Source organism: Paralcaligenes ginsengisoli (assembly GCF_054781135.1).
The window spans coordinates 174,214-186,419 of record NZ_BAAGUZ010000009.1; the positions used below are offsets into that span (position 1 = coordinate 174,214).

Consider the following 12,206-nt stretch of genomic DNA (forward strand, 5'->3'; position numbering starts at 1 on the left):
TATTTAGATTATCTAGTTATTAATATATTATTAAAAGAGATATAGAGTTGGAGAAGGATTTTGAGTACAAGCAACAAGCCGCCTGTACCGATAGGACGGCTGCAAAAAGCGCCCGAGGGATTCCTATCGGCCGCTTTGATTCACGACATAGCCATCCACGGACTTGACCAAACACGCCGTGGATTCCTGAAAAAGAGCTTCCTGGCCGCCGGAGCTGCCCTCGCGGCGGGCTCTTCGATGATGGCCGCCGCCAAACAAGCCGATGGATCCGGGGCAATAAGCGCTGCCTCGGCCCCAGGAGCCCAGGGCGACCCCATGATCCTGCAGCCCCGTCCATGGAGCACCATACTGGGCAACCCCGTGGCATTCCATCCGTATGGCACACCTTCCAAATACGAAGCCAACCTGCTGCGCCGCCAGTCGCCCGGCCTTACCCCGACAACGCAAGCCTCGGTGGCATTTGCGCCATTGCAGGGCTTTTTCGGAATTATCACGCCCAATGGCCTGCACTTCGAACGCCATCATCAGGGCTGGGTCGATGTCGATCCCGAGCAGCATCGTTTCATGATCAATGGCATGGTCAAGGAAGCCAAGGTCTACACCATGGACGACCTCATGCGCTTGCCCGCAGTATCGAAAATCCATTTTATCGAATGCGGCGCCAATACCGGCATGGAATGGGGCAATGCCGCGGTGCCCACCGTCCAATATACGCATGGCATGCTGTCGTGCTGCGAATTCACCGGCGTGCCGCTCAAGGTCTTGCTCGACGATTGCGGCGCCGATCTGAAAAATGCCAAATTCATCCTGGCCGAAGGCAACGACGGCTCCAGCATGACGCGCACGATTTCTCTCGAAGCGGCCCTGGACGACGCCATCGTGGCCTGGGGCATGAACGGCGAAATGCTGCGCCCCGAAAATGGCTACCCTCTGCGCCTGGTGGTGCCGGGCGTGCAAGGTGTGTCCTGGGTCAAATGGCTGCGGCGTATCAAGGTGGGCGACAAGCCCTGGAACGCCAAAGACGAAACCTCGCATTATGTCGACCTTATGCCCGACGGCACAATGCGCCAGTACACCTCCATCCAGGAATGCAAATCCGTTATTACGTCGCCTTCGGGCGGCCAGGTGCTGCTGGGCAAGGGCTTCTACAACGTCAGCGGCCTGGCCTGGTCGGGACGAGGCAAGATCAAACAGGTCGACGTGTCCTTCGACGGCGGCAGGAACTGGAAAACGGCTCGCCTTGAAACACCCATCCTCGACAAATGCCTGACCCGCTTCAATATCGATTGGGTCTGGGACGGTTCCCCGGTCATTCTGCAAAGCCGCGCCACCGACAGCACCGGCTTCGTGCAGCCGCGCTACGGTCAGTTGCGGGAGGTGCGCGGCACCCGCTCCACCTACCACAATAATGCGATCCAGTCGTGGAAAGTGGCCGCTACCGGGGAGGTCTTCAATGTACACGTGGACTAAGCGCACGGCCGTCGTCGGCATATTGGCCCTGGGCTTGTCCGGGCTGGCGCAGGCTCAGGACAACTTCGGCCTGGGCCGCCCGGCTACCGCCAGCGAAATCCAGGCCTGGAACATCGATGTGCGGCCGGATTTCAAGGGCCTGCCCCCGGGCAGCGGCACGGTGGAACGCGGCAATACCATCTGGGATTCCACCTGCGCCTCCTGTCATGGTTCATTCGCCGAAAGCAACGAGGTCTTTACCGCCATCGTGGGGGGAACCACGGAAGAAGATATCAAGACCGGTCATGTGGCATCCCTGACCAGCCGCACTCAGCCTGTGCGCACCACCTTCATGAAGGTCGACACCATTTCAACTCTGTGGGACTACATACATCGCGCCATGCCCTGGAATGCGCCCAAGTCCCTCAAGCCCGACGATGTATACGCGGTGCTGGCCTATCTGCTGAACCTGGCCGAAATCGTTCCCGACGATTTCACCCTGTCCGACAAAAACATGGCCGAGGTTCAGGCAAAAATGCCCAATCGCAACGGCATGGTCTTCTGGAAGGGGCTCTGGGACGTCGACGGCAAGCCGGATACCCATAATACGGCTTGCATGGCCAATTGCGTCGCGCAACCGCTTGTATCGTCAACCTTGCCGCCATACGCACGCAATTCGAATGGCGATCTGGCTGCGCAAATGCGCATTGTCGGGCCGGTGCGCGGCGCCGACACACTCAAGCCGGCGCTTGTCGTTGCGGCGGGCGAAAATGCCGCCGAAGTCAAAAACTATGCGCGCAGCACCCTGGCTCCGGGCGCCGCACAGGGTTCCGCGGGAAAACCCGCGGGGTCGGCGCAAAGTGGCGACGATGCCATTAAACTGTTAAAAGACCACGCGTGCATGGCTTGCCATGCCGTCGATAAAAAATTGCTCGGCCCTTCTTTTTTAGATATAGCCAAAAAATATAAGGGAGCGAGTTATGCTATGCAGAAATTAGCAGGGAAAATCCGCGATGGAGGGAGCGGAGTTTGGGGAGCAGTGCCTATGCCGCCTCACCCGAATCTTGATGATGCCGATATAAATTCGATGCTTCAATGGATTCTGGCGCAGACTCCGGCCGGGCATTAACAGTATTAAAGATGATTCGCTTAAATAAAAGAGGAGTAAGTATGAATCACCAGCGTAGAGACGTGCTGCGGTTGGGCACGGTATTGGGTATGGCGGTGGCTGCGGGGGTTTTGCGCCCCGAGCAGGCTCTGGCCGCACAAGAACAATGGAACAAAGAGGCTTTCGGCGGCCATTCGGTCGGCGATGTGGTGAAGGCCTTGGGGGGATCCGAGCCTGTCAACAGCGACAAAATCAAGCTGGTTGCGCCCGATATCGCCGAGAATGGCGCCGTGGTGCCGGTTGGTGTGGTCAGCGATCTGCCCAATACCACTCAAATTTCCGTCCTGGTGCCGAATAATCCGAATGCCTTGTCGGCGCTTTTCGATATTCCGGAAAACACCGTTGCCGATATTGCGACCCGCATCAAAATGGGTAAAACCTCCGATATCTATGCTTTGGTCAAAGCCGACGGCAAATATTATGCCGTTCACAAGGAAGTCAAAGTGACGCTCGGCGGCTGCGGCGGTTAACGCGCATACAGAACTGAATCAAGATATCAAGGAACAGAACCATGGCAACCAGACCAATGCGTATACGCGCCGTTGAAAAAGACGGTGTGACCGAAGTGAAAGTACTCATGAGCCACATCATGGAAACCGGCCAGCGCAAGGGCAGCGACGGCAAGATCGTGCCCGCCCATTTCATCGACGTGGTCGAGGCGAAATGCAACGACAAGACTGTGCTCAACGCCCAGTGGGGCCCAGCCGTCTCGCGCGACCCGTTTCTGTCGTTCAAGTTCAAGGGCGGAAACAAGGGCGACAAAATCACAATTGCCTGGAAAGACAACGAGGGTGAAAGCCGTACCGATACGACGGAAATTCGCTAATCAGCCCGAGGGGTATCGAAGGGTTTCGCAGAAGTCCATAAAGCGGAATCCGTCTTAGGAGAAGGCATTATGAAAAAACAAATATTGACTGCTCTTGCCGTGCTGCTGGGAGGCGCCTTGTTGCCGCTGAGCCAGGTGCAAGCGGCTGAAAGCACTGCCGACGGCATTGCCCAGTATCGCGAGATGCTGGGCGAGGGCGGCAACCCGGCCGATCTGATCGTCATGACCGGGCAAGAACTGTGGGCCGAAAAACGCGGCCCTAAAAAGGCATCGCTCGAACACTGCGACCTGGGCATGGGCCCTGGTGTCCTGAAGGGCGCCTACGCCCATATGCCGCGCTACTTCAAAGATGCCGACAAAGTCATGGACCTGGAGTCGCGCCTGCTGTATTGCATGGTCAATCTCCAGGGCCTGAACGCCGACGATGTCGTCAAGCACGCCATTTCCAAAGCGGGCGAGTATTCGTCCGACATGGAGTCGCTGGTGGGTTATGTGGTGGCGCAGTCCAAAGGCGTGAAAATCGCCGTTCCGCAAAACAACAAGCACGAACGCGAAGCTTATGCCCGTGGCAAGGAAATCTTCTTTTTCCGTGGCGGCCCCTACGATTTTGCCTGTGCTTCCTGCCACAGCGTTACAGGTCAGCGCATCCGTCTGCAAGATCTGCCCAATCTGACCGCATCCGGCCCGGCTCGCGAGGCATACTCCAGCTGGCCAGCCTATCGGGTCTCGCAAGGCGCGTTGCGCACCATGCAGTGGCGTTTGAACGATTGCTTCCGCCAGCAACGCATGCCTGTCCTGAAATACGGCTCGCAGGCCTCCATTGATCTGACGGTTTTCCTTGGCGTCAATGCCAACGGTGGCGCCATGGCAGCGCCTGGTCTGAAACGGTAACAGGAGCCAATATGAAAAAATCAAAATTCGCACCCTTTGCCGCGATGATCGCGCTGTCGGCCGCGTCGATTTCCGCCATGGCCGCGGAACATGCGGTCAAGGTGGATCACAAGGCCCTGGTGGCCGAGCTCAAGTCTTCGTTCTCCGAGAAGGGAACCGCCAAGCTGGATCGCCTCGATCAATCGCCCATGCAACAGGTTTGCTCGCAAGCCGGCTTGTCAGGCAAACCGCTTACCAAAGAGCAGGCCGCCGCGATTACCAAAGAAGCCCTGGCCAGTATCAAGGCGCCGGCCGACGGGCAATATCTGGGCGACTGGAAAGCCGGGGAAAAAATCGCCCAGAGCGGCAAAGGCCTGCAATACACCGACAAGCCGGGTTCGAGCAGCGGCGGCAATTGCTATGCCTGTCACCAGATGACCAAGGCGGAAATCTCATATGGCAATATCGGCCCCTCGCTGCTGCACTACGGCACGCAACGCGGAAATTCCAAACAAGTCGTCGAATACACGTGGAACAAGGTCTACAACTCGCACGCGTATAGCGCCTGCTCGGTGATGCCTCGTTTCGGAGCGGCAGGCATTCTCACCGAGGCGCAGTTGAAAGATGTCATGGCCTTGCTGTTCGATCCCAAGTCGCCGGTGAATGACGATACGGCCAAGCCGTGATTCCTTGGCTCCCGCGGCGTGTGCCGCGGGAGCCAAGGCAGCTTATCAGAGGATGTGCGAAATATGTGGCAAAAAAGATTTGCTGCAACCCTGTTGGGAATAGCGGGAATGCTTTCCGCCGGGCTTGCACGGGCCGAGCCGGTCGTGGGCGATGCCATCGATCTGCCGGCCGTAACCTTGCTCGATGGCCGGCATTTGGCGGAAGGCTATTTTCGTGGCAAGCCGGTCATCGTGGAATACTGGGCTTCATGGTGTCCATTTTGTGGGCGGCAAAATCCCTATCTGCAAAAGCTGACGCTCGAAGCCCAAAAAAAGGGCCTCGAAATCCTTACTGTAAGCATCGACCGCAAAGAATCGGCTGCCAAGGATTACCTCCAGAAGCATCGCTACACTTTTGCGACAGCCATGGAAACCCCAGAGCTGCTCAAGGTATTCGGCAAGCGCAAAGTCATCCCGCAGATCTTTGTTATCAAGGCCGACGGCAAGCTGGCCGAGATCATCCCCGGGGAAATGTTCGAAGAGGATGTCCTCGATCTTATCAAGTATGCCCCCAAGGCTCCTGGTTGATGCTCGGCCTTGCGCGGTTCCGGTGCCGCGCCTGACCAGGGCATCCTGGTTTATTGGCGGACGTTCACACGCAATGCGGCATTCCAGGGAGGTGCGGCCAAGCGCCGGGCTTCGCGTCTCCAGGCAGGTACCCTCCAATTTATTTTTGAATGGTTTTTCATGATCAGTCGTCGCGAATTTCTACAAGTTTTGGCCATTGCCGCCGCCGGCGGCATGAGTCTGTCGCATTCAGCGCGGGCTGCCGAGCAGGCCGCCAAAGATTTTTACGATCTACCGAAATTCGGCAATGTGAATCTGCTGCATTTCACCGATTGTCACGCGCAGCTCTTGCCGATTTATTTTCGCGAGCCCAGCGTCAATTTTGGAATTGCCGAGGCGAAGAATCAAGCGCCTCATCTGGTGGGCGATTATTTCCTGAAAAAATACGGCCTGACGTCGGGATCCGCGCAGGCCTATGCGTTTTCCTGTGTGGATTTTGAAAATGCCGCCAGGCACTATGGCAAGGTAGGCGGCTTTGCGCACTTGGCTACGCTGGTCAAGCAAATGAAGGCCAGTCGCCCGGGTGCCTTGCTGCTGGATGGCGGCGATACCTGGCAAGGCTCGGCAACGGCCTTGTGGACCAAGGCCCAGGATATGGTGGATGCCAGCCTGGCGCTGGGCGTCGATATCATGACGGCGCATTGGGAGTTCACCCTGGGCGCCGAGCGGGTGAAGGAAGTGATCGAACGCGACTTCAAGGGCAAGATCGATTTCATCGCTCAAAACATTGAAACGGCCGATTTCGGCGATCCGGTGTTTCCGCCGTACTCCATGCGTGAAATGAACGGCATCAAGTTTGCCGTGATTGGCCAGGCGTTTCCCTATACCCCCATAGCCAATCCCCGCTATATGGTTTCCGAATGGACCTTTGGCATACAGGAAGCCAATTTGCAGAAGGTCATCGACGAGGTGCGCGGCAAAGGAGCGCAAGCCGTCGTGCTGTTGTCGCACAATGGCATGGATGTGGATCTGAAACTGGCCTCGCGCGTGCATGGCCTGGATGCGATTCTGGGTGGCCATACCCACGACGGCGTGCCCGAGCCCGTGCTGGTGTCCAATTCAGGCGGCAAGACGCTGGTCACCAATGCCGGCAGCAACGGCAAGTTCCTGGCCGTGCTGGACTTCGACGTCAAAAACGGCAAGGTCGCCGATTTCCGCTACAAGCTGATGCCGGTGTTCGCCAATTACCTGGCGCCCGATGCGGCCATGGCGGCGCTTATTGAAAAATCGCGTGCGCCGTTTGCCGCGAAACTGGCCGAGCCTCTGGCGCAGACCGACGATACCCTGTATCGGCGCGGTAATTTCAACGGCACATTCGATCAGTTGATCCTGGACGCCCTGATGGCCGAGAAAGGGGCCGAGATCGGCTTTTCACCCGGCTTCCGCTGGGGTACCAGCCTGTTGCCGGGCGCCACCATTACCATGGAGCACTTGATGGATCAGACGGCCATTACGTATCCGTACACGACCTTGAACGAGATGCCGGGCAGCCAGATCAAGACCGTGCTGGAAGACGTGGCCGACAATCTGTTCAATCCCGATCCCTATTATCAGCAAGGCGGCGACATGGTGCGGGTGGGCGGCATGCATTACAGCATCGAGCCGGGCAAGCCCGCCGGTCACCGCATCAGCGACATGAGCCTGAACGGCAAGCCTATTGAAGCCGACAAGATGTATAAAGTGGCCGGTTGGGCACCTGTGGCCGAAGGCGTGAAGGGCGAGCCTGTCTGGGAGGTCGTGGCCCGTTATCTGCGCGACAGGAAAACCATCAAGTCCCTGACATTGAACGAGCCGATCGTCAAGGGCATGGCAGGCAATCAGGGCAAGGTGTGACGGCCCGTCGAAATCGACAGTACATTTTTTCAGCTATGTTTAACGTATATTTTCCATGCATTTCAATCCGGAGAAAAAATCATGATCAAGAAAATCCTCGCCCTCATCATTAGCCTGGGCGTGCTGGGTTTTGCCAGCGCCGCTTTTGCGGCGGACCCTGTGCCGCGTGTCGTCTACCACATCAATGATTCCGAGCATCAGGCCCTGGGCGGTTTGCGCAATATCCGCAATCAATTGGACACGGCTCCCAATACCAAGATTGTCGTCGTTGCGCACGCCTTGGGGGTGGATTTCCTGATGAGCAATTACAAGGACGCCGCCAAGGTCGATCCGCTGATCTCGGCGCTGGCTGCGCGTGGAGTCGATTTCGAGGTTTGTGAAATCACGCTCAAGAACCGCAAGCTCAAGAAAGACGATTTCATCATGGAAGCCAACTTCACTCCCTCGGGCGTCGTGCGCATTACCCAGTTGCAGAACCAGGGCTATGCGTATCTGAAGCCCTGAGCGTTGTCAGGCCAGCCAGTATCGGTAATCGTAGTAGGGCACGATCGCGTCATTGCCCACTGCGGTGTTGACGCGGATGCGCGCAAAACCGCTGGCCCAGGGTAGGGAGCTGATAATGCCCGAGCCTTGTTTGTCGTAAGGAACAAGCCCGGGTATATCGTGCGGCGCCGGTTCGGCGCGCACACGCAGGAACTCTTCGCGGGTTTCCTTGAATTCCTTTGTGGTTTTCAGGCGGCCCAGGTGAACAGGCGGCATGATTTCGGCACGGCCCTGCATAGTGCGTATCAGGGGCGTAACCAGCAAGGCGAAAACACTGAAGGCCGAGACGGGATTGCCGGGCAGGCACACTATGGGTTTGTTGCGTGCATGCGCCAGGGCCACCGGTTTGCCGGGTTTCATGCAGACGCGCCAAAGATCGAGCGTTCCGCCGGCCTGCTCGATGGCCGGCTTGACCAGATCTTTTTCACCGACCGAAACCCCGCCTACGGTCAGCACCAGGTCGCAGTCCTTGAGCAGTGTATTCAGGGCTTTCTGCAGGGAGGCGCTGGTGTCGAGCGCGTGCAGCACATGGACGACCTGGGCGCCCAGCTTATCGGCCAACACGGCCAGCATGGGGCCGTTCGAATTGTAGATATGTTCGTTCTTGCGGGGCTGGCCGGGGAACACCAGTTCGTCTCCGGTCGTCAGGATGCCCACCTTCAGGCGCGGATAAACCGGCAATTCGATTATTCCCTGGGACGCCAGCAGCGCGATTTCCGCTGCGCCCAGCAGGGTGCCGGCCGACAGTATGGCCTGGCCCGCGCGCACGTCTTCGCCCTGCTTGCGGACATGCGAACCCTTTCTGGGCTCCTGTCGGATATCGACGGTATTGTCGAGTTCGTGGCAATCTTCCTGCATGACGACGGTGTCGGCTCCCGCCGGCATCAGGCTGCCGGTGAACAGGCGTATGGCCTGGCCTTGCTGCAAGGGCTGCGGCTGCTCGCCGGCAAAACAGCGTTGCTGGATGGGAAGCTGGCGCCCGGCATGGTAGTCGGCGTAGCGTATGGCATAGCCGTCCATGGCACTATTGTCGGCCGGAGGTAAATCGAGTGCGGCAATGATGGGGCGGGAAAGCACACGCCCCGCGGCCTGGTACAGCGGGCAGTTTTCCGTGTCTGTGGGGCGTTTGCCGGCTTCGGCCAGGCGGGTTTGGGCTACGTCGAAATCAAGCATGGTATGGGTGGGTGGCGAGAGGGATTAACGGGCCTGGTAGTGGGTGCCGAAATTACAAGGGCGGTGGGTACTGTCGAGCTGCTGGCGAATGATGCCTTCCCAGGCGGTCTTGCATGCATTGGTCGACCCGGGCACGCAAAAAATAAGCGTATTGTTGGCTGAACCCGCGAAAGCATCGGATTGCAGGGAAGACGTGCCGATTTCCAGATACGACAAATGCCGGAACAGTTCGCCGAACCCCGCGATGCTCATGTCGAGTAAAGGCGCAATGGCGGCCGCGGTGGATTTCTGGTGCGTGAAGCCGGTGCCGCCGTTGGTGATGATGATTTGGATGCTTTCATCGGCGATCCAGTCGCTGACGATCTGCCGGATCTGGTACAGGTTGCCCTGGCTGAGCGCCCGCCTGGCGCAGTGGTGGCCGTCAGCCTGCAGGCTGGAGGCCAGGTAATCGCCCGAGGTGTCGTCGTCGGCGGTACGCGAGTCGGAAATGGTCAGGACGGCGCAGTTCAAAATGACCCGGGGCTTGTCGGCGGACGCTTTGCTCACAATACGGTTTCCTTAAGTAGAGGTGGGGGTGCTGTCTTCCCATTGCACGGTTTTGTCGGCGTCTGCCTGGCGCTGCTGCACCCAGAAGCTTTCGCCGCTGGCCAGTGTTTCGCGTTTCCAGAACGGCGCACGGGTTTTGAGGGCATCGATAATATACTCGCAGGCCCTGAAAGCGTCGGTGCGATGAGCACTGGCGACCGCGACAAAAACAATCTGTTCTTTATAGTGCAGCTTGCCGAAGCGATGTACCACCAGGCTTTCGTGCGCGTGCCAGCGTGCCTGGGCCGAAGCGCAGATGGCCTCGATTTCGCGTTCGCACATGCCGGGATAATGCTCCAGAAACAAGGTATGGGTGGCAGCGTTGTCGGCATAGTCGCGCACGTATCCGGTAAACGTGACGAGTGCGCCGGTTTTGCCGGCGGTGCGCTGGCGCAAACCCGCAGTCAGTTCGGCAGTATCGAAATCGGCTTCTTGCACAATGACCATGGCGTCAGCCTCCGGTGACCGGTTCGAATACGGCTACTTCATCGCCCGGCTGTATCAGGCTTTGATGGCCGACGTGATACTGATTGACCGCCAGCTTCAGGCGTTCGGTTGGCGCCAGTTGAGGATAGCGGCCTTCGAGCTCGCGCAGCCAGTCGGTGCCGCTGAGGGCGTGGCTGAGCGGCCAGGATTCCTGACGGATTCTGGTCAGGTCTGCAACCCGGGCGAAGTACAGAACCTTAATTGCTGTGCCATTCACCGCTTTTACCTCCCGATTTGTAGCTTAGCCTGATTGTTTCCAGGACAATGCCCTTGTCGGCCGCTTTGCACATATCGTAAATCGTCAGGGCGGCAATGCTGCAGGCGGTCATGGCTTCCATCTCGACGCCGGTTTTGTAATCGGTGCGGCAAGTGGCCTTGATCGCGATGGCATGATCGGCGTCGTTCAAAAAGAATTCGATCCCCGCAAAGCTGAGTGGCAGGCTGTGGCACAAGGGTATAAGCTCGGCGCAGCGCTTGGCCGCCAGAACGCCCGCGACCCGGGCTGTATTGAGCACTTCGCCCTTGCCGTTTTCGTGTGCCGTCAGGAGTCGATAGGCGGCGGCGCTCATGCGCACACGCCCTTCGGCGACAGCTGTACGCTGGGTGGGCGTTTTGCTGCTGACATCCACCATGCGGATTTGTCCGGATTCATCGATGTGGCTAAGCGCCAGCTCGGCCGATTGCGTTTCGCTCATGGGTATGGGCCCAAAGAGGCGCCAGGCGCCATGGTTCATAGAGTTTTCAGGGTGCGTCCGTTCTGTGCAAAGCGGCGCGCAGACCCATCATAACCCTATGATATACGCAATATTCAAGCGATTCGAGCCGGTCCGGCCCGGCGATGTTTTTTTCAGGTATCCAGCGCGTTCTTGACGATTTGGTAATCGATGCTTTTGTCGCGATGAAAGCCGGTGAGCAGGCGCTCGCCCTTGGCGCTGGTCAGGTTGCCGCGGTCTGTGACGAGCTTCTTGCCTTCGATCATGCCTTGCTCGAACATGGCATCGAATTGTTCGATCCGGGCGCCATGTTCCGACGCGTAGCGCGTCAGGTGGGCGCGCGCGGTGTTGCGATGCTTGTCGAGATCTTCGTCGCAGACGCCCATCGCATCGGCTGCGCCATTGGTGGCGCCGGACATGAGCACCCATTGATCGATGGAGATATCGGGATCCAGACTCGAAGCGGCATAGGCGCTGCCCAATAGGGCCATGGATAAAATGGCTGCGGAAAGCTTAGGTAGTATCAAAATAAACTCCCTATGAAAATGTTGCTTCAGGATCGAAGCAATATAGTGAGAGTCATTTTGATCGATAAAGTTTACTGAATCGTGAAGGAAAGGTATGAAAATGTATCGGCTTGTGCGAGGCTTCGATGAAAATTGCCGGGTGCGGCCATAAACCGCCGGCATCGTCGTATGATTACGAAATCCGGCATGATCGAGTGTCCGACGAAACGTGGGAAGCCCCACAGGAGAATATTATGTCTATTAAAGTAGGCGAGCGCGTACCCGACGCGACATTGAGCGAATTTTTTGAAACAGAAACCGAGGCATGCAGCGTCGGCCCCAATAATTTCCAGGTTGCCGATCTGGTCAAGGGTAAAACCATTGCCCTGTTTGCCGTGCCGGGCGCATTCACGCCCACCTGCTCGAATAAGCACTTGCCGGGCTATCTCGAATTGAGCGACCAGATCAAAGCCAAGGGTGTCGACGAGATCTGGTGCGTGTCGGTCAACGATCCCTTCGTGATGGGCGCCTGGGGCAGGGATCAGCGGGTGGCCGGCCGGGTTCGCATGCTGGGTGACGGCAGCGCCAACTGGACCCGCAAGCTGGGACTGGAAATGGATCTGTCTGCCCGCGGCTTGGGTGTGCGTTCGCAGCGCTACTCGGCAATCCTGAAAGACGGTGTGGTCAAGCAGCTCAATCTCGAGGGCAGCGGCGAATTCAAGGTAAGCGACGCGGCCACCTTGCTGGGTCAGCTTTAATCCG

16 protein-coding genes are annotated in these 12,206 nt (G+C 58.0%); 10 read left to right on the forward strand and 6 right to left on the reverse strand.

The annotated features are described in order from the left end of the window. Positions 1 to 60: 60 nt before the first annotated feature. The 9 genes from soxC to ACYVIS_RS06920 all read left to right on the forward strand — a co-directional run bounded on the left by soxC (position 61) and on the right by ACYVIS_RS06920 (position 7,942). Positions 61 to 1,470 (forward strand): sulfite dehydrogenase, encoded by a 1,410-nt coding sequence (gene soxC, locus ACYVIS_RS06880; protein WP_460873581.1) that lies wholly within the window; start codon positions 61 to 63, stop codon positions 1,468 to 1,470. Beyond that, on the forward strand, positions 1,454 to 2,578 hold the full coding sequence (locus tag ACYVIS_RS06885; RefSeq protein WP_460873582.1) for a c-type cytochrome: 1,125 nt from the start codon (positions 1,454 to 1,456) through the stop codon (positions 2,576 to 2,578). The genes soxC and ACYVIS_RS06885 overlap by 17 nt, the downstream gene beginning before the upstream one ends. 41 nt (positions 2,579 to 2,619) lie before the next feature. Continuing rightward, positions 2,620 to 3,087 (forward strand): thiosulfate oxidation carrier protein SoxY, encoded by a 468-nt coding sequence (soxY, locus tag ACYVIS_RS06890; RefSeq protein WP_460873583.1) that lies wholly within the window; start codon positions 2,620 to 2,622, stop codon positions 3,085 to 3,087. 41 nt (positions 3,088 to 3,128) lie between these two features. Next, on the forward strand, positions 3,129 to 3,443 hold the full coding sequence (gene soxZ / locus ACYVIS_RS06895; RefSeq protein ID WP_460873584.1) for a thiosulfate oxidation carrier complex protein SoxZ: 315 nt from the start codon (positions 3,129 to 3,131) through the stop codon (positions 3,441 to 3,443). 69 nt (positions 3,444 to 3,512) lie between these two features. Next, positions 3,513 to 4,334: a sulfur oxidation c-type cytochrome SoxA gene (gene soxA / locus ACYVIS_RS06900; protein ID WP_460873585.1), complete on the forward strand. Its 822-nt coding sequence runs from the start codon at positions 3,513 to 3,515 to the stop codon at positions 4,332 to 4,334. An 11-nt stretch (positions 4,335 to 4,345) separates the two neighbouring features. Continuing rightward, the gene (gene soxX / locus ACYVIS_RS06905) at positions 4,346 to 4,999 is read left to right on the forward strand and encodes a sulfur oxidation c-type cytochrome SoxX (RefSeq protein WP_460873586.1); all 654 of its coding nucleotides are present in this window, start codon (positions 4,346 to 4,348) and stop codon (positions 4,997 to 4,999) included. Positions 5,000 to 5,062: 63 nt separating this feature from the next. After that, positions 5,063 to 5,566 carry a TlpA family protein disulfide reductase gene (locus tag ACYVIS_RS06910; RefSeq protein ID WP_460873587.1) on the forward strand — a complete coding sequence of 168 codons (504 nt, stop codon included), beginning with the start codon at positions 5,063 to 5,065 and terminating at the stop codon, positions 5,564 to 5,566. Between the two features lie 162 nt (positions 5,567 to 5,728). Then, positions 5,729 to 7,438, forward strand: a complete 1,710-nt coding sequence (soxB, locus tag ACYVIS_RS06915; protein WP_460873616.1) for a thiosulfohydrolase SoxB — start codon at positions 5,729 to 5,731, stop codon at positions 7,436 to 7,438. Between the two features lie 81 nt (positions 7,439 to 7,519). Next, positions 7,520 to 7,942: a DsrE family protein gene (locus tag ACYVIS_RS06920; protein ID WP_460873588.1), complete on the forward strand. Its 423-nt coding sequence runs from the start codon at positions 7,520 to 7,522 to the stop codon at positions 7,940 to 7,942. A gap of 6 nt (positions 7,943 to 7,948) precedes the next feature. On the opposite strand, the gene ACYVIS_RS06925 is transcribed toward ACYVIS_RS06920, so the two are convergent. The 6 genes from ACYVIS_RS06925 to ACYVIS_RS06950 all read right to left on the reverse strand — a co-directional run bounded on the left by ACYVIS_RS06925 (position 7,949) and on the right by ACYVIS_RS06950 (position 11,465). Next, the gene (locus ACYVIS_RS06925) at positions 7,949 to 9,154 is read right to left on the reverse strand and encodes a molybdopterin molybdotransferase MoeA (RefSeq protein WP_460873589.1); all 1,206 of its coding nucleotides are present in this window, start codon (positions 9,152 to 9,154) and stop codon (positions 7,949 to 7,951) included. A 24-nt stretch (positions 9,155 to 9,178) separates the two neighbouring features. Continuing rightward, the gene (gene moaB, locus ACYVIS_RS06930; protein ID WP_460873591.1) at positions 9,179 to 9,700 is read right to left on the reverse strand and encodes a molybdenum cofactor biosynthesis protein B; all 522 of its coding nucleotides are present in this window, start codon (positions 9,698 to 9,700) and stop codon (positions 9,179 to 9,181) included. Positions 9,701 to 9,712: 12 nt separating this feature from the next. Beyond that, positions 9,713 to 10,186, reverse strand: coding sequence for a molybdenum cofactor biosynthesis protein MoaE (locus ACYVIS_RS06935; protein WP_460873592.1), 474 nt, complete (start codon positions 10,184 to 10,186; stop codon positions 9,713 to 9,715). A gap of 4 nt (positions 10,187 to 10,190) precedes the next feature. After that, positions 10,191 to 10,442: a MoaD/ThiS family protein gene (locus tag ACYVIS_RS06940; RefSeq protein ID WP_460873593.1), complete on the reverse strand. Its 252-nt coding sequence runs from the start codon at positions 10,440 to 10,442 to the stop codon at positions 10,191 to 10,193. After that, positions 10,423 to 10,920, reverse strand: coding sequence for a cyclic pyranopterin monophosphate synthase MoaC (gene moaC, locus ACYVIS_RS06945; RefSeq protein WP_460873594.1), 498 nt, complete (start codon positions 10,918 to 10,920; stop codon positions 10,423 to 10,425). Before moaC ends, ACYVIS_RS06940 begins: the two co-directional genes overlap by 20 nt. Before the next feature lie 152 nt (positions 10,921 to 11,072). Further along, entirely contained in the window at positions 11,073 to 11,465 is a 393-nt protein-coding gene (locus ACYVIS_RS06950) for a hypothetical protein (protein WP_460873595.1), read from the reverse strand. A gap of 233 nt (positions 11,466 to 11,698) precedes the next feature. Between ACYVIS_RS06950 and ACYVIS_RS06955 the strand changes: the two genes are divergently transcribed. After that, entirely contained in the window at positions 11,699 to 12,202 is a 504-nt protein-coding gene (locus tag ACYVIS_RS06955; protein ID WP_232744657.1) for a peroxiredoxin, read from the forward strand. Positions 12,203 to 12,206: the final 4 nt, after the last annotated feature.